The sequence below is a fragment of the Streptomyces sp. NPDC005898 genome (assembly GCF_040629635.1).
GTDB lineage: Bacteria > Actinomycetota > Actinomycetes > Streptomycetales > Streptomycetaceae > Streptomyces.
On sequence record NZ_JBEXWC010000020.1, the window covers coordinates 1 to 19,017 of the forward strand.

The following is a 19,017-nucleotide window of genomic DNA, read 5'->3' on the forward strand; positions in this document are numbered from 1 at the left end:
CTGCAGGGGGGACCCTGTGGGAGAGTAGGACGCCGCCGAACTAATTTTGATAAAGCCTCAGGCCCTGGACATTGTCCGGGGCCTGAGGCTTTTTTTGCGTTCAAGGGGTTTCTCGTGTGCTCAGGCCGGGGTCACCAATTTCGTGTCGTACGCGAGAATCACCGCCTGCACTCTGTCCCGCGCGCCCGTTTTCGCGAGGATGCGGCCCACATGGGTCTTCACCGTGGATTCCGCGAGGTGCAGACGGACCGCTATTTCGGTGTTCGTCCAGCCCTGGCCGATGACAGTGAGGATCTCGCGTTCCCGATCCGTGAGAGAGATCAGCCGCGGATGGGACGCGGGATCCGCAGGCCCTGAGCCGGCTGCGGGGAGATGCTCCGCGAAGGTGTCCAGGAGGCGACGGGTCAGGCTGGGGGCGACCACCGCGTCGCCCGAGGCGACCGCGCGGATTCCGGAGAGGAGTTCCTCGGGCAGGGCGTCCTTGATGAGGAACCCCGAGGCGCCCGCGCGCAGACCGTCGTACGCGTACTCGTCGAGGTCGAACGTGGTGAGGATCAGGACGCGGGTGCGGTCGCCGGACGCGACGATGCGGCGCGTGGCCTCGATGCCGTCCAGGCCCGGCATGCGGATGTCCATCAGGACCACGTCGGGGTGGAGTTCGGCGGTCATGCGGACCGCCTCGCTGCCGTTGCCGGCCTCGCCCGCCACCGTCATGTCGTCCTGGCTCTCCAGGAGCATGCGGAAACCGAAGCGCTGCATGGGCTGGTCGTCCACGATGAGCACGTTCGTCACTGTGTGTCGCTGTCCTTCGGGAGACGGAGGTGGACCCGCCAGCCGCCCGGCGGGGAAGGGAGTGGACCTGCCTCAAGTGTGCCGTCGTACAACGCTGTTCGCTCCCGCATGCCGGTCAGGCCCCGGCCGCTGCCCGGGGACCGGGAAGGGGTGCCGCCCGTGCCGGTGTCCGTGACGGTCACCGTGACGGCGGTGTCGCTGCAGGAGACGTCGACGGTGGCGGTGGCGCCGGGGCCGGCGTGTTTCAGGGTGTTCGTGAGGGCTTCCTGCACCACGCGGTAGACGGTGAGCTGGCGGCCCGCGGTGATGGAGCCGGGGCGGCCGCGGACGGTGCTTCGTGTCGGCAGACCCGCGGCCCGTACGCCGTCGATGAGGCGGTCCAGGTCGGTGAGGGTGGGTTGCGGGGCGCGATCGGCCGCGGCGGGGGTGTCCTCGCGCAGGACGTCCAGGAGGCGCCGCAGCTCGGCGAGGGCCTGGCGGCTCGTGGTCCCGATGGCGTCGAGGGCCTGGGCGGCACGCTCGGGGGACTTGGCGGCCGCGTACGAACCGCCGTCCGCGAGGCCGGTGATGACGGACAGATTGTGTCCGATGATGTCGTGCATCTCGCGGGCGATACGGGTGCGTTCGGCCGCGGCGGCGAGCCGGGCCTGCTGGTCGCGTTCCACTTCGAGCCGCCGGGCGCGGTCGACGAGGGCCCGGGTGTGGTCCTGGCGGGAGCGGACGGCGACGCCCGCCAGTGAGACGAGGGCGAAGGACCAGACGTGCGGGACGACCAGCTCGTACCAGCCGCGGGACGGGTAGGTGAGGACGCAGACGGCCATGGGAAGCGCGATCATGGCGGCCGCTCGTCCGAGGGTCTTCAGGGGCAGGCGCAGGGCGATGTTGAAGACCACGACGAATTGGATCAGGGCTGCCTGGAGCCAGGCGCCCGTCCCATTGCTGACCAGCGTCGCCACCGTCATCACCGCGAGGGCGATCAGCGGACGGCGGCGGCGCCACAGCAGGGGGACGGAGAGGGCGAGGCTCATCAGGAGGACCTGGCCCTGCGGCACGTGCGGGTCGGCCGCGGTGGTGCGCCAGCCGCCCTGGCCGTCGGTGAGGGCGGCGATCACGAAGAACCCCGTCACCAGGAGGTCCCACACCAGAGGGCGGCGGCTGTCGAAGGCGCGCACCCGCTGGATGGAGCGCTGGACGAGCCGGGTGAGGGGATGCGGCTCGGTGGCGCTCTCCGGGTTGGTCACGCCCCCTGGCGCGGTCTCCGGGCCGGTCGCTGTCACCGGAGCGGTCGCGGGCGCCGTCTCGGTCGCGCCCGCCGGTTCAGTCGTCGGCTCGGCTTCGGGCATGCGCTCATCCTCGGGCACCGGCCTCATCCTCGTACACGGGTTTCTCGTGAGCCGGGTGCCGTCACACGTCCCGCCGCTTGAGCAGCGCCGTCGACGCCGCGAGGGCCACGGCGGACCAGAGGGCGAGGGTGAGCAGGGCGGTGCCGGGGGCGATGGTGTGCTCCACCCGGGAGACCGAGCCGAGGGCGCTCGCCGCCTGGGCCGGGAAGTACCGGATGGCGCTCTGGACGGCGTCGAAGGGCAGCATCGACAGCACCTCCGGCAGGATCAGCACGGAGCCGACGAACGCGCCGACGGCGCCGGGCACCGAGCGCAGCAGGGCGCCGAGGCAGAGGGCGAAGAGGCCGAGCAGGGTGAGGGCGGCCGCGCTGGTGGTGAGGGCGGCGAGGACGTCGTCATCGGTGAGGGCGAGTTCCTTGTCGGTGCCGGAGAGCCAGGTCTGGGCGGTGAGGAACGTGACGGTGTTCGTCGTCCAGGAGGCGGTGAAGGCGACGACGGTGAAGACCGCGGCCTTCGACCACAGGAGGGGCAGGCGCTGCGGGACGGCGGTGAGGGAGGCCCGGATCATGCCCGTCGCGTACTCGCCGGCGGTGACGAGGATGCCGAGGACGGCGAGGCAGATCTGGGAGAGCTGGGTGCCGAAGAGGGTGAAGACGACGGTGTCGATCTCGGCGTCGTCGCCGTCGTAGGTGCTGCCCATGACGATGCCGACCGACAGGACCAGGGCGCTCGCCGTGATGAGGGTGATCCAGGTGGAGCGGAGCGTCCAGAGCTTGTGCCACTCCGCGCGCAGGATGCCCTTGGCGCTCAGGCGGTACGCGGGGGCGGGGACGCCGGTTCCTGAGGTGGTCTCGGTGGGGTGCGTGAGGGTGTTCATGCCGCCGTTCCTTCCGGCTGGGGGGCGGTCGTCGGGGCGAGGTACTCGACGGAGTCGCGGGTGAGGTCCATGAACGCCTGCTCCAACGACGCGGTGTGCGGCGTGAGTTCGAAGAGCGGGATGCCGTGGGCTGCGGCGGTGCGGCCGATGTGCTCGGCGTCCGTGCCGCGTACGTCGAGGACGCCGGGGGCGTTGCCGGTGATCTGTACCGCGGGGGCGGCGAGCAGCTCGGTGAGGAGGCCGGCCTCGGGGGTGACGACCTTGACGGAGCCGGTGCCGGACTCGCGTACGAAGCGGTCGACGGTGGTGTCGGCGAGGAGCCGGCCGCGGCCGATGATGACGAGGTGGTCGGCGGTCAGCGCCATCTCGCTCATGAGGTGCGAGGAGACGAGGACCGTACGGCCCTCGGCGGCCAGGGATCTGAGGAGGTTGCGGATCCACAGGACGCCCTCGGGGTCGAGGCCGTTGACCGGTTCGTCGAGGATGAGGGTGGCGGGGTCGCCGAGCAGGGCGGCGGCGATGCCGAGGCGTTGGCCCATGCCGAGGGAGAAGCCCTTGACGCGCCTGCGGGCCACCTCGTGGATGCCGGCCAGCTCCAGGACCGCGGCCACGCGGCTCCTGGGGATGGAGTGCGTGTGGGCGAGCGCCATCAGGTGGTGGTAGGCGGAGCGGCCCGGGTGGACGGAGCGGGCCTCCAGCAGAGCGCCCACTTCGCGCAGGGGAGCGGGGTGCGCCGTGTAGGAGCGGTCGCCGATGGTGGCGCGGCCGCGGGTGGGGGCGTCCAGGCCGAGGAGCATCCGCATGGTCGTGGACTTGCCCGCGCCGTTGGGGCCGAGGAAGCCGGTGACGGTGCCGGGGAGGACCTCGAAGCTGAGGTCGTCGACGGCCTTCTTGGCGGGCTTGCCGCCGTAGTGTTTGGTCAGTCCGTATGCCCTGATCGTCATGTGTCCGATGCTGGCCGGTGCGGGGGCGCGGATCGTCGGACCGGGGGCGGGACGTGGCGGCCGGGGGTAGTACCGGGGTACGACGGCGACCCTGAGGCGTGCTTGCCGGGGTGCCGGGCTTCGAGTGTGGGAGCGCCGTCGTCAGAGGGGCAGGGCGCTGTCCGGCCAGCGGGATCTGGCCTGTTCTCGGGAGCGGAGCAGGACACGGGTGGGCATGCCCAGGTCGGTGCCGGAGGTGAGCAGCTCCGGGAGTTGGGGCAGGGGGGCCACCGCGGCGGCGTCGTCCAGGACGAGCGTCATTGGTGGGTCGAGCCGACCGGAGGATGACCGTTCGGCCATGCGCCGGCCGTGCTCGACCACGCTGGAGGCGAGTGCCGTCAGCAGCGGCATGGCACCCGGGCCTTGGCGGGACTTGGGATCTTCGATCGCCTCCCCCACCACGAAAAGCGTGCCCCCTTCACGGACAAAGGAATCCAGGGTGAGCGCATCAGTTCGGTTCGGGGTGCAGGATTCGCGGACGTGGACCGTGAAGAGGGCGGACAGGGCGCGGGCGGTCAACTCCTGGGCGACGTCCCGGCGTTCCGGGTACGCCGTGAGCGCCGCCTCCAGCTCGCCGGCGGCGCCGGGCGCGGCCTTGGGATGCGTACGGAGGATGCGGACCGCCTCTTGGACCTGCGTGCCCTGGGACCAGCGGTGGACGTTCCGCATCGGCTTGTCGGCCACGGCGGCGGCGTGCAGGAAGCTGCGCATCAGCAGTTCCGCCGTGTCGGCCACCGCCGCGTCCAGTCGGGCGGCCGGCCTTATCGGGGCGAGGAGGGCGACGGCGCGGCGGGTGGCCGTCGCCTTGTCCTGGCAGCCGGAGGTGGGGGACCAGTGCATGCGGGCGGGAGTGTCGCAGAGGTGGGAGGGGTCGTAGAGGAGGACGGGGCCCAGCTTGGCGCGGGCGTCCTTCGTCTCCTCCCACAGGGTGGGGTCGGAGGTCAGGACCAGGGCGGCGGCCTCGGCGTCCTGGATGGCCTGGAGGGCGTGGGGCCTTCTGGTCTCGGGGGTGCCGAGGATGAGGGGCCCTGCGAGGGGCGTAGGCGGGGTTTTTGTGTGGGGCCCTGCGAGGGGCGTGACCGGGATTTTTGTGCCGGGTCCTTCGAAGGGCGTGGGCGGGGTGGGTGTGATGGGGCTCGCGGCTTCGGTGCGGGGTTCTCGGCCGGTCGGCCTGGGCGGTTCGTGGGGTTCTGGTGCGCCTTCGGCGCCCGTTTCCCACCCACCCGCCCTTACAGGCCCGTATGTTCCTGGTGCGCCTTCGGCGCCCGGCTGCCAGGCGCCCGCCGTCGCAGGGCCGTGGGATCCTGGTGCGCCTTCGGCGCTTGTTTCCCATCCGCCCGCCCTTACAGGCCCGTTCGGCCCCAGTGGGACTTCTGCGCCCGGCTGCCAGCCGTCCGCCCTTACAGGCCCGCCCGGTCCCACCGCGCCTTCGGCGTGCCCCGGCCGGCGGACGTCCGGGGTCGCGGGGGCGGTCCTGCCCGGGGTGTCCTCGGTGATGTCCATGGGGCGGCCGGAGGGGCTCTCGGATCCGTGTCGTGCTCGGGTCGCCCTCCGTACCGCTCGCCACCTCGTCACCGTGCCCAGCGTGAAGATCGTCAGGACGAGCAGGGCCAGGAGCTGGCCGATGAACAGGCCCCAGAACAGGCCGTAGCCCGAGAGCTGCGGCGGCGGGGTGTCGGGCCAGGCGCCCGGGAGGTCCTGGGGGTGGCCGATCAAGTGGCGTACCGCCAGTGGCGTACGGCCGAACGTCACGCCGTCCGGCACGGCGCCCCGCGCGAACCACGCCGCGAGGCGCGTCGCCGACCACACCAGGACCGTGGAGATCAGCAGAAAGCCGAGGATCCCCAGCAGGAGGCCGTCCGGGACCCCCCGCTCGGCACCTGCGCCCCGGCGGCCCCGCTCCCAGTCATCCCGCATGCTGCTCCATGTACGCCGCCCGTTCCTCCGCCTCCAGCTCGGCCGCCCGCAGCGCGTCGTCGGCCGGCATGCCGGCGCTCGCCAGTTCGGCGGAGGACTCCGTCATGGCGCGGTCCGTGAAGACGAGGGGCCGTTCCGTCTCCGTGATGAGGTGCTTGACCACCTGGACGTTGCCGTTCACGTCCCACACCGCGATGCCCGGGGTGAGGGTGGGGATGATCTCCACGGCCCACCTGGGCAGGCCGAGGACCCGTCCCGTCGCCCGTGCCTCGTCGGCCTTCTGGGCGTAGATCGTGCGGGTGGAGGCCATCTTCAGGATCGCCGCCGCCTCCTTGGCCGCCGCGCCGTCGACCACGTCGCTCAGGTGGTGGACCACCGCCACGAACGACAGGCCGAGCCGCCGGCCGAACTTCAGCAGCCGCTGGAACAGCTGCGCCACGAACGGGGAGTTGATGATGTGCCAGGCCTCTTCCACCAGGAAGATGCGCTTCTTGCGGTCGGGCCGGATCCAGGTGTGCTCCAGCCACACGCCGACGATCGCCATCAGGATCGGCATCGCGATGGAGTTCCGGTCGATGTGGGACAGGTCGAAGACGGTCAGGGGCGCGTCGAGGTCGACGCCGACCGTCGTGGGGCCGTCGAACATGCCCCGCAGGTCACCGTCGACCAGGCGGTCCAGGACCAGCGCCACGTCCAGGCCCCACGCGCGTACGTCGTCTATGGCCACGTTCATCGCCTCGGCCGACTCCGGCTCGGGGTGGCGCAGCTGCTCGACGATGTCGGTCAGGACCGGCTGGCGCTCCACGATCGTCTCGTTGACGTAGGCGTGCGCGACCTTCAGGGCGAAGCCCGAGCGCTCGTCCAGGCCGTGGCCCATGGCGACCTCGATGATCGTGCGGAGCAGCGCGAGCTGGCCCGTCGTCGTGATCGCCGGATCGAGCGGGTTGAGCCGGATGCCCATGTCGAGGGCGGCCGTCGGGTCGAGCCGGATGGGCGTTATGCCCAGCTCCTGGGCGATCAGGTTCCATTCGCCCACCCCGTCCTCGCCCTGTGCGTCAAGGACGACGACCTGGCGGTCCTTGAACCGCAACTGCCGCAGGACGTACGTCTTCTCCAGCGCCGACTTGCCGTTGCCGGACTCGCCGAGCACCAGCCAGTGCGGTGCGGGCAGCTGCTGCCCGTACAGCTGGAAGGGGTCGTAGATGTACCCCTTGCCGGAATACACCTCACGCCCGATGATCACGCCCGAGTCGCCGAGCCCCGGCGCGGCCGTCGGGAGGTAGACCGCCTGGGCCTGCCCCGTCGACGTACGCACCGGAAGCCTGGTCGTCTCGACCTTCCCGAAGAGGAAGGACGTGAAGGCGTCCGTGAGGACGGTCAGCGGATCCCGCATCGCAACAGCCTGCCTCTACGTCGATACCGTCTAGCGCTCACGCGCTCTAGCGTCGGATGCCGGTCGCGAACGGCAGCGTGTTGACGAAGGCCCTGTGGTGCTCGCGGTCGCACCACTCCAGCTTCAGATACGACTTGCCGGCGGAGGCGCGGATGGTGCGCTTGTCGCGCGCGAGCGCCTCCGGGGAACGGGACGACACCGTGATGTAGCCCACGAGGTTGACGCCCGCCGCGCCGCTCGCCAGGTCCTCGCCGCGCTGGTCCAGGCGGGAGTTCGAGGCGACGTCGCGGGGGTCGACCGTGCGGTTCATCTTGGCCTGGCGGCTGGCCTCCGCCTCGTCGTTCGTCTTCTCGGTCAGCATCCGCTCGATGGCGACCTCGGTGGGTTCGAGGTCCATCGTCACGGCCACCGTGCGGATGACGTCCGGGGTGTGGACGAGCAGCGGGGCGAGGAAGTTGACGCCGACGGGGGTCATCGGCCACTCCTTCACCCAGGCCGTGGCGTGGCACCAGGGGGCGCGGGTGGAGGACTCGCGGGTCTTGGCCTGGAGGTAGGTGGGCTCCATGGCGTCCAGCTCGGCGGGCCAGGCGTTGCGCTTGGTCATCGCCTGGATGTGGTCGATGGGGTGGTCCGGGTCGTACATGGAGTGGACCAGGGAGGCGAGGCGGCCTTGGCCGAGCGGCTGCCGTACGCGGATGTCGGCCTCCTGGAGCCGCGAGCAGATGTCGGTCAGCTCGCGGGCCATGACCACGGCGAGACCGGCGTCCTTGTCGAGCTTGCGGCCGCCGTGCGGCCGCGCCGCGCGGGCCATCGCCTGCGCCTCGGCGGCCAGGTCGCGGGAGTAGTGCATGCAGGCGACGAGGTAGGCGCGGTGCTGCTCGCTGCTGGTCGACACCATCGACTGGAGCTGGTCGTACGACTCCTGGAGCCACGGCAGCGCCCGGTGGTCGCCGCGCTGGGCGACGTCCTTGGCGTGGGCGTCGGGGTCGGCGGGCAGGGTGCGGGCGAGCATCTGGAGGCGGGTGACGAAGCCGTCGCCGTTCGCCACGTGCTTCAGGAGGGTGCCGAAGCGGTCGACGAGGGCCTCCTGGTCCTCGCTGTCGCGCAGGCCCACGCCCGGGCCCTCGATCTCGATGGCGGCGGTGACAGTGCGCCGGTCGGCGTGCAGCAGTACGGCGATCTCGTCGGGGCCGAAGGGTGCGGCGAGCCAGTTGATGCGGCCGATGCCGGGCGGCGGCCCGACCTCGATCTCGCGCCCGTCGAGCCTGATCCCGGCCTCCGGGGCGGCGGAGCGGTAGGCGGTGCCGCGCTTCAGGGAGCGCTTGTAACTGCGGTTGATCTCGAACCACTTGTAGAACGTCCGGCCCTTGTACGGGACGTACACCGCGGCGACGGCGAGCATCGGCAGGCCGGAGAGCAGCACGATGCGCAGGGAGAGGACGGGGACGAGGAGCCCGCACATCATCCCGAGGAAGGCCCCCACGATGATCAGGGCGATCTCGCCGGTCTCGCGGTTCTTGCCGACGATCGCGTTCGGCCGGGCGCGGCCGATCAGATATGTGCGGCGGGGCGCGACCGGATGGGACACGTGGGACTGGGTCGTCAACGCCCTTCACCTCCCGTGCGGTTGGGACTGCTGTTGTTGCGGGCGCCGCCGCGGTTGCCCGCGTGCGGCGTGTTCGTCGCGCTGGAGCGCGGCGCGGGTGCGGCGGAGGGGACGGATCCGCCGCCGGTCGAGGAGCCGCCGGTCGCGGGGCCGCCGGCGGGCGTGCGGGCGCTGTGGGCGGCGACGCCGCCGCCGACGGGGTTGGCGGGCCGGGGCTGGCTGCTTCCGGCGCCGCCGCCGCCCGAGCCGTTGCCCCGGGCGCTGTGGGTCTTGATGCCCTGGGAGACGAGGGAGGCGGGGGAGCTGATCACGGCGGCGGCCTTGTTCTCGGCACCGCGCATGATGCGGTTGTTGCGGGAGCCGGCGATCTCGTCGCCGAAGCCGGGGACGAAGCGGTAGATCATGGCGCTCGCGAAGATGGCGAGCAGGATGATCGACAGGCCGGAGACGACGGCGGAGAACGCGTCGGGGCCGTCGTCGGCGGAGAGCGCGCCGGCGAGGCCGAGCACGATCACGATGATCGGTTTGACGAGGATGACGGCGATCATGATGCCCGCCCAGCGGCGGACGTGCGACCACAGGTTCTTGTCGACGAGGCCGGCGTAGACGACGGTGCCGAGGAGCGCTCCTACGTACAGGAGCGCCGCCCTGATCACCAGCTCCAGCCACAGGACGCCGGCGGCGAGGATCGACACCAGCGAGACGACGATCAGCATGATCGGGCCGCCGCCGATGTCCTCGCCCTTCTTCAGGGCGCCGGAGAACGTGCCGAAGAACTGGTCGGTCTGGCCGCCGGTGGCCTTCGCGATGACGTCGGAGACGCCGTCGGTCGCCGAGACGACGGTGTACAGGATCAGGGGGGTGAAGGCGGAGGCGAGCACGGTGAGCCACAGGAATCCGACGGCCTCGGAGATCGCGGTGGTCAGCGGCACGCCGCGGACGGCTCGCTTCGCCACGGCGAGCAGCCACAGCAGGAGCGTGAGGATCGTGGACGCGGCGAAGACGACGGCGTACTGCTGGAGGAACTTGGGGTTCGTGAAGTCGACGTTCGCCGTCTCCTTGACAGCGTCCGACAGCTTGTCGACGGTCCAGGAGGCGGCTTCGGCGCAGCCTTTGGCCAGGGAGCTGAGGGGGTCGGCGGAACCGTCCAGGGGTTCTTGGGTGGGGTACTTGCCGTCAAGGCTACGGGGGCTGCCGCCGCCGGACTCGCCTTTTTCGCAGTACTTTTTGGCGGGGCCATGGATGAGATCGCAGGCGTCGTCCTTGGGTTCCGGCGCGGCGAAGGCACGCGTCGCGAACAGGACCACCGTGGTCTGCGTGGCGACGACTGCGGTGCTGAGGCGGAGTACACGGCGGCTACCGGGCATACGTGAACCCTCCGTACCCTTCGACCGCCTTGGCGATCTCGTCGGAGTTGGACGCGCGGTCGTCGCCCGGCACGGGGGCGGGACCGCTCTTCTGGGTGTGCGTGACGGCCTTCCAGTCCCCGTCGATCCACGCCAATTCCATGGTCATCGTGAACCAGCTGTTGGTGACCGGCTTGGTGGACTTCTCACCGGCCAGGCCGAGCAGGCCACTGCACCACACCTCGACGGTCGCCTTGTCGTCCGAGAAGTCGGTGATCTTCGTGCCGATCGGGGTCGTCCGTGAGACGAACTGGTAGCCGTTCGGTGTGGAACCGTCCTCGTTCAGGCCGACGTTCTTGAAGAACGGCGCGGTGTACGCCTTGTCGAGCTCGGCCTGGAACTTGGGCACGCTCTGGGGTGCCATGACGGCCCTGAGGATGTCATCACGCTTGCTCTTGTCGAACATCTCCGCCGAGCCGAGCGGCACGGCGAAGTTCGCCGCGGCGCTCTGCGCGCCCTGCTCACTCTTGGCGAAGCCGGTCGCGATGCCCGCGGTTTTGCCGTCGACGGGCTTTTTCCCCGTGGGGGACGTCGATGTCGTGGTCGGTTTTTTGGGGTCGGCGGAGGCCGTGTCGTCCTCGCCGTCGCCGCGGTTGGCGAAGGCGATCGCGGCGATCAGGAGGACGACGACGCCGACCACCGTCACCAGGCCGCGCGAGGACGTCCGCCCGGACCGGGTGGATCTGCGCGGGACGCCGTAGACGTCGTCGCCTCCGCCCTCCCCCTCGGGGAGCCGCGTCCTGGTCTCTACCGAGCCGCCGAAGAGGCCGTCGTTCCGCTCGTCGCCGGGACTCATGCCGGGTTCGCCCCCTCAACCTCTCGCTGGACCGTCACGTAGGACACGTATGACGGTAGCCGTGCTGGTTCCCGCGTGGACGCGGTGTGGTGACTCGACATCAGGGAGTTGCAACCTCAGCCGGTGGGCACGACGGACGGGTGGGGGAGAGGGGACGGGGGGGACATGGGGGACGTGGGGACAGGGTGGGGACGTGGGCGCCTGGTGGCGGAGGCGTGGGGCGAGGGCGGGCGCTAGACCGCCATGCCATACACGATGGTGAACAGCGTGCCGAGCGAACCGATGATGAAGACGCCGGTCAGCCCCGCGATGATCAGGCCCTTGCCCTGTTCCGCGCTGAAGGTGTCGCGCAGCGCCGTCGCGCCGATGCGTTGCTTCGCCGCGCCCCAGATGGCAATGCCGAGACAGAGGAGGATGGCGATCGCCATCACGACCTCGATCATCACGCGTGCCTCGTTGCCCAGGCTCCCGAAGGGACCCCAGTCGGGGGCGATCCCGCCGATGATGGTGGTGATGTCGCCCTTTTCGGCTGCCATAAGCATGTGTAACTCACCGCCCCTAGTGGGTTGTTCTGCCACCTCTGCCTACCTAGGTGCAGAGGTCAGCTCATTCTCGCCGACAATCGGGCCCGCGAGTGTCGCCTTGGCGCCATTCGTTGGCCGACTTCGTACGTTTCCTCGTGGGTGAGGTCTGGTGACTCTGTGTATCACGCGGTAGGACGCCGGGCAATGAGGGACCGGCGTGCCTCTGACCTGGACTTCTGACCCGGAGTCCCGAGGGTGGCCGATGACCGGTGTTCTGAGTGGGGGTCAGGTGAGCGGGACTCAAGTGGCCGGGATTCAGGAGAGTCCGAGGCCGGCGGTCGCGCGGGTGACGAAGGAGCAGTCGGTGTAACGGTACGACGGGCTGAGCCTCGCGCCGTCGGCCCGGTCGTCGACGGTGGCCCGTTTGTAGAGGAAGTGGTACTCGCCGGCGGGCAGTCTGAGGGTGGTCCTGGGGTACTTCGTGACGCCGGCCCGGCAGGCCTTGTCGCCCTGGGACTTGGTGGCGTAGATCCGGCAGGACGCGCAGGGCTCGAGTGTGACGCGGCCGGTGGTGGGGCCGGTGTAGAGGACTTCCAGCTCGCCGGAGCCGAGGTTGGCGACGACGAACTCGACGCTCGCGCCGCCCGCGGAGCCGGACGGAGGCAGGTGGCGGCCCGCGCTCGGGCGTTCCTCGGCGATCTCGGCGGCGATGGCGACGTCCTTGGCGCGGTCGCGTTTCTCGCTCGCCGGGTAGGACGTGGCGAAGCCGTTCAGGGTGGCGGCGGCCTTCGCGAAGTGGGCGTCCTCGAACTCGTCCAGGCCGCAGGCGTAGACGCCGCTCTCCAGGGCGCGGTCGGTGTCGCCGCGCAGGGCGCCGGCGTCGACCGCGTCGCCGGGCAGGGCGGCGGTGGTGGTGGCGAGGGCGCGCAGCTCGTCGACGGCGGTGCAGGGGGCGGGGCCCTTGAGGGCGGCCGTGCGGGCGGCGATGGCGTCGCGCAGCGCGGGTTCGACCTTGCCGGCCTGGTCGGAGGCGGGGAAGGTGCGCAGCAGTTCCGTGAGGGGGCCGTCGGCGGAGGCCCGGCCGAGGTCTGCCGTACCGCATTCGTAGAGGGAGGTGGCGAGGTGGTCGTCGGGCCGGTCGGCGAGGGCGCCGAGGTGGTCCTTGCCGGGGGTGCCGAGGGTTTCGGGCACGGTACGCAGGTGTTTGAGCGGGGTGATGGCCTCGCAGTACCGCTTCGCGGTGTAGGGGGCGGCGACGGAGTCGTAGTAGGCGGCGAGGCTGGCGGACAGCCGGTCGGTGGCCTTCGATCCGGGGTGGTCCGCGGCGAGGTCGCGGTAGATGTGGAGGGCCTTCTTGTACCGGGTCTCGGTGGCGTCCTCGAAGGGGCGGCCGTCGAGGTCCGCGACGATGCGGTCGGCCTTGTGGAGGCGGTCGAGGAGCATCTGTTCGACGGCTTCGTCGCGTGCGCTCTCGTACGCGACGGCGGCGGCGGAGGGCACGGCGAGCAGGACGACGCCGAGGGCGGCGGCGAGCGGCGCGCGTACCGGCCAGGGGCGGTGGTCGCGGGTGGCCCGCAGGGCGCCGTGGACGGCGGCCAGGAGCAGGAGGGCGACGTAGCCGAGGAGGACGCCGCCGGGTACGCCGTCGACGTCGGCGGGCAGCGCGAGGACGAGCAGCGCGGCGCTCACGCCACAGCACAGGGCGGCGAGGACCCACCGGCGGAGCAGCGCGTAACCGAGCCCGAGTCCACTGAGATTGAGCAGCGCGACGGCCACGGCGTGTACGGGGCCGCCCCGGGGAGCGGCGTCGCGGTCCGGGGGCCGGGTGGGGAGGGGCGGTGGGGCCGGGGAGAAGGTGGGGGGTGGTGGGTTCGGGGGTGCGGTTGGGGGCCCGGGGGGTGGTGGTCCGAAGGGGGCGGCGGGGCGGAGGTTGCCCGTGGTGGGGTGGGGGGCTGGTCCGGGGGCGAGGGCAGGGGGGTGGTGGGCCCCTGTGTCGCCGGGTAATGGGGAGGCGGGCGGGGCCGCCGTGCCGTCGGAGCGGGTGGCCGGGGGGTTGCTGGTGGCCTCGGATGGGAGAGGGCGCCGGTTGCCGTCGGCGCCGGGGGTGTGGGCCGCGTCGGGGGGCGGGACTCTTGTGGTGTCGGGTTCGGTCCAGTCCTGGCCGGTCTGTTGCTGGCCGGTCTGGTACTGAGTGGTTTGGTGCTGGCCGGTCTGGTGCTGGCTGGTCTGGTCCTGGCCGGTCTGGCCTTGCGCTGCCTCGTCCGGGGCGGTTTGGCGCTGGGTGGCCTGGTCCCGGGCGGCTTGGCCTTGGGCGGTCTGGTCCCGGGCCGGCCGGTCCTGTGGCTCGGCGGTGGGCGGGACGCCCTTGTCCCCGGCCCCGCTGGGAGGCCGGTCGTCGTCGGGTGGGATGGCGCGTCGGTCTCTCGGGTCCATGGTCGGCTCCCCCCAGCCGTGGCACCGCGTCATGCCGTACCCGGCGGTCGCGTGTCGCACAACGCTCAATCCAGCAACCATCGGGGATGGCCGGGGGCACGTCAATCGGGCGTGGGGGCGGGGGCAAACCCCTGTGACCAGCGGTTTCTATGAGCACAGGGGGGAGCATGGGGCTCAGCCCGCAGGGGAGTCGCTGACCTTCCCGACGGGGCCGATGGCCAGCTTCGGGCCGTTGGAGGAGCCTTCGCCGGCCACGGGCAGGGACCCGGCGGGCCAGTCGACGGTGACGGTCTTCGTCTCGTTCGGCGGGGTCACCAGGATCTTGGTGATGCGGACTCCGCTGCCGCCGGAGGTGTTGGCCGGGAAGGTGATGTTGAACGCGGCGGTCTCGCCGTCCTTGAGGATCTCGGCGTGGGTCTGCTCGCCGTTGCGGTCGACGGACAGCGTGTCGCCGGCGGCGGTCTCGAGGTCGACTCCCGCGTAGCCGCTGATGGAGCAGTCGCGACCACCGCCGTTCTTGAAGGCGACCGTGACGATGCCTTCGGTCTTGTCGGTGCTGTTGTCGATGGCGGTCACCTCCAGCTCGTCGCTGCGGCAGATGCCGGTTTTCTTGTTCTCGGTGGAGTCGGTGCCGGTGCTGTCGTCGGGGCTGGTCTCGCCACCCTCGCTGCTGCTGCTGCTGCTGCCGCCGCCGCTGCCGCTGCCGCCACCGCCGTCCCTCCCGGACTCGGCGGACGCGGTCGGCTTTGACCCGCTCGGGGCGCCGACCGCGTCCGCGGTGCCGTCGTTGTCGCAGGCGGTGAGGGCGAGCGCGCCGGCCAGCGTGAGGCAGGCGAGCAGGGACTTCGAGAGGTGCGTGAGCTTCATGGGATCCCCCGTGAGGTGCGTGACTGGTGTCGGTACGGGCCGTGCTGCCCGGCCTGTCCACCAGCGAAGCCGTCCCCGGCGGGCGGGGGCAAGGAGCGCCGGTGGATCAGGGACGCTGGAACGCATACGAGGGTCCTGACCTGCGGAAACGTGGCCCGCGTGGAACACGGTCCTGGGACGGTTCCGCCGCGCCCGTCAGACCCTGGGAGCCCCGTACCACCGCCACTGGGTCAGTCGGGCGCGGCCGGGGAGTTCGCCGCGGCCCGTGGCCCACAGGAGGGTGGCCCAGGGGTCCGTGTCCGTCGGGGCGTCGGGGAAGAGGCGGTGCAGGACGCGGGCGCAGAGTTCGCCGGGCGGCGACCACGTGTCGCCGATGCCGAGCCCGTGCGCGATGTCGTACGTGTGGACGAGGGTCTCCACGACCCCCATCGCGGCGAAGCCCTCGGGATCCGAGGTGCCGAAGCCGTGGTGGGCCCGGACGGCCGGCGGCGTCGTGGCGACCATGGCGGTCAGCAGGGCGCCGCACGCCTCCACGACCATGAGCAGTCCCGCAGGGCCGGCGGCGGGGTCGGCGAGGGTGACGTTGGCGGGGCCGCCGGGCGTCCGGCTGACCCAGTGGAAGGGGACGACCTCGTCCTGCGGCGGGTGCTCCGGGCCGAGTTGGGCGGCGTACGCGAACAGGTCGTCCGCGAGGTGCTCACCGGTCTCCCAGCAGTCCCAGTCCAGACCGCCGGCCTTGGCGCCCCAGTCGGCGTCGTCCGGCGCCCGGCGCAGAACGGCGACGGCGAGCCGTACGGCCCGGGTGACGTCATCGGCGGTCACGGGGGCGAGGAGGTCGGGGTGGGCGGGGGCCGTGGTTTCTCCGGTGTCAGACATGGGCGGACCGTAGCAACTGCCGTGCGGCGCCGCCGCCGTCGCTGTCCTGGACGCAGACCCTGACGCCCCGGACGACGAACGGCGGTCAGCGGTTGACGGACTGGATCTCGCGGACCACGACGTCTTGGTCCGTGCCGAATTCGCCGGCGGGCAGCTTGCCGCCCTCGCCGGTGGTGCTCGTCCAGGTGACCTGCCATGTGAGAGTGGCGCGGAGCTTGTACGGAGCGTCGGCGGAGGACCGCAGATACCGCACGCCGCACGGCGGATCCGTGTCCGCGGGCGTGCCCTTCGCGCGGGGGTTGCCGATCCGGCCCTCCTCGAACGAGCACTCCCCGGAGGCCGGGTACGTCTCCGCGTCCGCCGTGCCCGGCTCGATCTTCAGGGAGAGCGGCTTGGCGGTCGTCGTCGCCGACAGGCCCGTGCCCGGCAGGCTCGCCGTCACCGAGACCGTCTTGAACCTGGCCCTGTCCAGCCATACCCAGGTCGGCAGATTGACCTTTGTCTCGCCCTGCGGTGCCATCTCGACCTCGGTGTCGGGCACCGGGAGCTGGCCGTAGGCGTACTCGGCGAGGATTTCGGGCGACACCGCGAGCGGCTCCCGCGGGGTCTGGCCGTCCGGGACCCAGAACGGCAGCTTGTCGCAGGCCTTCGCCTCCGGCTCGTCCTTGCGCTTCTCGTCGACCGCAGCCGCCCAGAACTTTCCCTCGCCCTGCTTGTCGAGGTTGTAGTCCTTGTACGGCTTGCCTTCCTTGAAGTACGAGTCGAAGACCCCGCCGACGACTTCACCGATACCGAGGAAACCGATTTTCCGGATCGCCTTGACGGTGGCCTCGATCTCCTTCGGGGAGTAAGCCGGTTCGTACCAGCAAGCCGGCGGGTCCCAGTCGCTGTCGGCAGGAGAGAGCGTGCCGGTCTTCGTGGATCGGGGGCTGCCCTTGACGGTCGTCTGGATCCTCGTCTCGACGCCGAGGTTCCTGCCTTGGCGCGTGCCTTTCGCGGACTGCCCGTCCCCCACGTTGTTCCCGCCCCCGGTGACGCCGCCGCCCGCGTGGGCGGTCCAGGGAATCAGCGCCACAGCTGCGCCGAGGGCGGCAGCGAACCGAAGGGCCGACGGCTTCCCCGGGCTCACATGCACTTCTTGGCTCCCGCCGTGGAGGTGACGGAATCCGTCTGCCAGACGCCCTTGTCGTTCTTCTTGACGCGGGTGTTGAAGAAGGAGTAATCGCTCGCGGAGCCCTTGATCGACCGGTCGACCTTCCCGGTCTTGAGATCCTTGGGATAGGTCTTGGTGCCGTCCTGGCAGTACGTCACCGCTGCGACCCCTTCCCTGAGGAAGGTGACCCGCCGGTCGTAGTACCGCGTGGTCCCGACGAAGCTCTTCTTCTTCTCCCGGAAGCCCTGGATGTACTCCGCCGACGACACCAGCGCCTCGCCCTTCGCGTAGAACTTGAGCGCCGGATGGTCTTCGGCGTCGACGGTCACCGCCTCGATCAGGGAGTTGACCCAACGCTCGTTGTCCGCGAGGACGGCGTCCTTCTTCGGGTCGCCGGTTTCGCCGCTCTCGAAGACGTTCTTCACGTCCTTCGGGAGCCTGATGTCCGGGCGGGTGATTCCGTCGTCCGCCGATGCCTTGGGGGACGCGGTCTTTCTCTGGTCGCCGACATCCGCGCCCGCGACCTTCTCGTTGTCCTTGGCCGCCCCGTCGCCTCCTCCGCAGGCGGAGAGCGAGAGGACGGCGGCCGCGGTGAACGCGGTCGCGGCGAGCAGGGCGGGGCGGCGGATCACGGACAACTCCCGGAGGGGTGAGGGTTCACTGGAGTGAACCAAGCTATCGATGAGGGCGGGGCGGGACCAGTGATGGGCGGGACGAGCGGGGCCCCATATCCGCTCAAACGCATCGCTTCCGGCCCGTGGCCGAGCGCGGTTGGCTCGTAATGAGCGAGCAAAGCGGTGAGTGGAAGGGGGAGGGTGCGCGGTTCGGCGGGTGGGTCCGATGCGCGCATGCTTCCTGCCACGGTCGTACGCGGCCTCTACACTGAGCGGCGGCGGACTCCCGGCGGGTGAGGGGTGGTTGACGGTGCGTAAGGCGTGGCTGGTCGCGGCCGTCGGGCTCGGGGGTGCCCTCAGCTTCATCGGCCTTCTCGTCGTCGGGACGTACATGGCGGCGGGCAGCCTCGCCGGCGGCGCGAGCGGCGGGTCCGTCGGGCTCGCCAAGGGCGCCGTGCCCGCGACGTATCAGCCCCTCGTCCAGAAGTGGGGCAATCTCTGCAAGGCCATCAACCCCGCGCTGCTCGCCGCCCAGCTCTATCAGGAGAGCGGGTGGAACCCGCGCGCGACGAGCCCGGCCAAGGCGATGGGCATAGCGCAGTTCATCCCGGGGACCTGGGCCACGCACGGCGTCGACGGCGACGGTGACGGCGACCGCGACATCTGGGACCCGCAGGACGCCATCCCGTCGGCGGCCTCGTACGACTGCAAGCTCGCCGGCTACGTGAAGGACGCCCCCGGGGACCCCACGAAGAACATGCTCGCGGCGTACAACGCGGGCGCGTACGCCGTGCTCAAGTACGGCGGCGTGCCGCCCTACCGCGAGACGCAGAACTACGTGAAGACGATCACCACCCTCTCCAAGAGCTTCGCCCGGCCCGTGGGACGCGTGCAGCCCTCGCAGCAGGCGGCGGGAGCGATCTACTTCGCGCAGAAGAAGCTCGGCACCCCCTACCTGTGGGGCGGCAACGGCACGCCCGAGCAGAATGGCCGCTTCGACTGCTCCGGTCTCACCCTGGCCGCCTACCGCTCCGTCGGCGTGACGCTGCCACGCGTGGCCAACGACCAGTACAACGCGGGGCCGCACCCCAAGCGGGACGAGCTGCTCCCCGGTGACCTGGTCTTCTTCTCGGACGACCTCACCAATTCGCGCGCCATCCGGCACGTCGGGATCTACGTCGGCGGGGGCTACATGATCAACGCCCCGCGTGCCGGTGCCGTCATCCGCTTCGACCCGATCGACACGCCGGATTATTTTGGCGCGACTCGTGTCACGGACGAGGGGGCGAAGGCGCTCTGAACCGGCCGCCCGAGGCCTCGGCAGGCAGGCGTACGGAGGCGAACGGGGGGCGTGCGGAGGCGCGCGCGAGGTGTGACGTGGCTTGAACTCTCCGTTAAAACACTCCCCTGAGCTGCGGTGATGTGTCTCTCTTCGGT

General features: G+C 71.1%; 16 protein-coding genes. 1 reads left to right on the forward strand and 15 read right to left on the reverse strand.

From position 1 onward, the window contains the following. Window positions 1–120: 120 nt before the first annotated feature. The 15 genes from ABZ385_RS24130 to ABZ385_RS24200 all read right to left on the reverse strand — a co-directional run bounded on the left by ABZ385_RS24130 (window position 121) and on the right by ABZ385_RS24200 (window position 17,598). Window positions 121–792, reverse strand: a complete 672-nt coding sequence (locus ABZ385_RS24130; protein WP_358913105.1) for a response regulator transcription factor — start codon at window positions 790–792, stop codon at window positions 121–123. Next, on the reverse strand, window positions 789–2,135 hold the full coding sequence (locus ABZ385_RS24135; RefSeq protein WP_358913107.1) for a histidine kinase: 1,347 nt from the start codon (window positions 2,133–2,135) through the stop codon (window positions 789–791). Before ABZ385_RS24135 ends, ABZ385_RS24130 begins: the two co-directional genes overlap by 4 nt. 61 nt (window positions 2,136–2,196) lie before the next feature. Next, window positions 2,197–3,012 (reverse strand): ABC transporter permease, encoded by an 816-nt coding sequence (locus tag ABZ385_RS24140; RefSeq protein ID WP_358913108.1) that lies wholly within the window; start codon window positions 3,010–3,012, stop codon window positions 2,197–2,199. Next, window positions 3,009–3,956 (reverse strand): ATP-binding cassette domain-containing protein, encoded by a 948-nt coding sequence (locus ABZ385_RS24145; protein WP_358585008.1) that lies wholly within the window; start codon window positions 3,954–3,956, stop codon window positions 3,009–3,011. The genes ABZ385_RS24140 and ABZ385_RS24145 overlap by 4 nt, the downstream gene beginning before the upstream one ends. A 141-nt stretch (window positions 3,957–4,097) precedes the next feature. Continuing rightward, entirely contained in the window at window positions 4,098–5,912 is a 1,815-nt protein-coding gene (locus tag ABZ385_RS24150; protein ID WP_358913110.1) for a type VI secretion protein, read from the reverse strand. Next, complete coding sequence (locus ABZ385_RS24155; protein ID WP_358913112.1) at window positions 5,902–7,305, reverse strand: ATP-binding protein; 1,404 nt, start codon at window positions 7,303–7,305, stop codon at window positions 5,902–5,904. The genes ABZ385_RS24150 and ABZ385_RS24155 overlap by 11 nt, the downstream gene beginning before the upstream one ends. Window positions 7,306–7,351: 46 nt before the next feature. After that, window positions 7,352–8,911, reverse strand: coding sequence for an SCO6880 family protein (locus tag ABZ385_RS24160; protein WP_358913113.1), 1,560 nt, complete (start codon window positions 8,909–8,911; stop codon window positions 7,352–7,354). Beyond that, window positions 8,908–10,278 carry a hypothetical protein gene (locus tag ABZ385_RS24165; protein WP_358913115.1) on the reverse strand — a complete coding sequence of 457 codons (1,371 nt, stop codon included), beginning with the start codon at window positions 10,276–10,278 and terminating at the stop codon, window positions 8,908–8,910. Before ABZ385_RS24165 ends, ABZ385_RS24160 begins: the two co-directional genes overlap by 4 nt. Next, on the reverse strand, window positions 10,268–11,113 hold the full coding sequence (locus tag ABZ385_RS24170) for a hypothetical protein (RefSeq protein ID WP_358913117.1): 846 nt from the start codon (window positions 11,111–11,113) through the stop codon (window positions 10,268–10,270). Before ABZ385_RS24170 ends, ABZ385_RS24165 begins: the two co-directional genes overlap by 11 nt. A 233-nt stretch (window positions 11,114–11,346) precedes the next feature. Further along, entirely contained in the window at window positions 11,347–11,655 is a 309-nt protein-coding gene (locus ABZ385_RS24175) for a hypothetical protein (protein WP_055570172.1), read from the reverse strand. Window positions 11,656–11,952: 297 nt separating this feature from the next. Continuing rightward, window positions 11,953–13,413: a hypothetical protein gene (locus tag ABZ385_RS24180; RefSeq protein WP_358585017.1), complete on the reverse strand. Its 1,461-nt coding sequence runs from the start codon at window positions 13,411–13,413 to the stop codon at window positions 11,953–11,955. A gap of 831 nt (window positions 13,414–14,244) precedes the next feature. Next, window positions 14,245–14,937: a DUF4232 domain-containing protein gene (locus ABZ385_RS24185; RefSeq protein WP_358585019.1), complete on the reverse strand. Its 693-nt coding sequence runs from the start codon at window positions 14,935–14,937 to the stop codon at window positions 14,245–14,247. A gap of 195 nt (window positions 14,938–15,132) precedes the next feature. Further along, complete coding sequence (locus ABZ385_RS24190; protein WP_358913119.1) at window positions 15,133–15,813, reverse strand: hypothetical protein; 681 nt, start codon at window positions 15,811–15,813, stop codon at window positions 15,133–15,135. Between the two features lie 85 nt (window positions 15,814–15,898). Then, window positions 15,899–16,942, reverse strand: coding sequence for a hypothetical protein (locus tag ABZ385_RS24195; RefSeq protein ID WP_358913121.1), 1,044 nt, complete (start codon window positions 16,940–16,942; stop codon window positions 15,899–15,901). Beyond that, window positions 16,939–17,598 (reverse strand): hypothetical protein, encoded by a 660-nt coding sequence (locus ABZ385_RS24200; protein ID WP_358913123.1) that lies wholly within the window; start codon window positions 17,596–17,598, stop codon window positions 16,939–16,941. Before ABZ385_RS24200 ends, ABZ385_RS24195 begins: the two co-directional genes overlap by 4 nt. Window positions 17,599–17,890: 292 nt before the next feature. Here ABZ385_RS24200 and ABZ385_RS24205 point away from each other — a divergent pair, with 292 nt between their 5' ends. Further along, window positions 17,891–18,880 carry a bifunctional lytic transglycosylase/C40 family peptidase gene (locus ABZ385_RS24205; protein WP_358698731.1) on the forward strand — a complete coding sequence of 330 codons (990 nt, stop codon included), beginning with the start codon at window positions 17,891–17,893 and terminating at the stop codon, window positions 18,878–18,880. Window positions 18,881–19,017 lie beyond the last annotated feature (137 nt).

Excerpts from the sequence above, each read along its gene's own strand:
- ABZ385_RS24135 (WP_358913107.1), bottom strand. The coding sequence starts at position 2,135 with ATGCCCGAAGCCGAGCCGACGACTGAACCGGCGGGCGCGACCGAGACG.
- ABZ385_RS24140 (WP_358913108.1), bottom strand. The coding sequence starts at position 3,012 with ATGAACACCCTCACGCACCCCACCGAGACCACCTCAGGAACCGGCGTC.
- ABZ385_RS24145 (WP_358585008.1), bottom strand. The coding sequence starts at position 3,956 with ATGACGATCAGGGCATACGGACTGACCAAACACTACGGCGGCAAGCCC.
- ABZ385_RS24150 (WP_358913110.1), bottom strand. The coding sequence starts at position 5,912 with ATGCGGGATGACTGGGAGCGGGGCCGCCGGGGCGCAGGTGCCGAGCGG.
- ABZ385_RS24155 (WP_358913112.1), bottom strand. The coding sequence starts at position 7,305 with ATGCGGGATCCGCTGACCGTCCTCACGGACGCCTTCACGTCCTTCCTC.
- ABZ385_RS24165 (WP_358913115.1), bottom strand. The coding sequence starts at position 10,278 with ATGCCCGGTAGCCGCCGTGTACTCCGCCTCAGCACCGCAGTCGTCGCC.
- ABZ385_RS24170 (WP_358913117.1), bottom strand. The coding sequence starts at position 11,113 with ATGAGTCCCGGCGACGAGCGGAACGACGGCCTCTTCGGCGGCTCGGTA.
- ABZ385_RS24175 (WP_055570172.1), bottom strand. The coding sequence starts at position 11,655 with ATGCTTATGGCAGCCGAAAAGGGCGACATCACCACCATCATCGGCGGG.
- ABZ385_RS24185 (WP_358585019.1), bottom strand. The coding sequence starts at position 14,937 with ATGAAGCTCACGCACCTCTCGAAGTCCCTGCTCGCCTGCCTCACGCTG.
- ABZ385_RS24190 (WP_358913119.1), bottom strand. The coding sequence starts at position 15,813 with ATGTCTGACACCGGAGAAACCACGGCCCCCGCCCACCCCGACCTCCTC.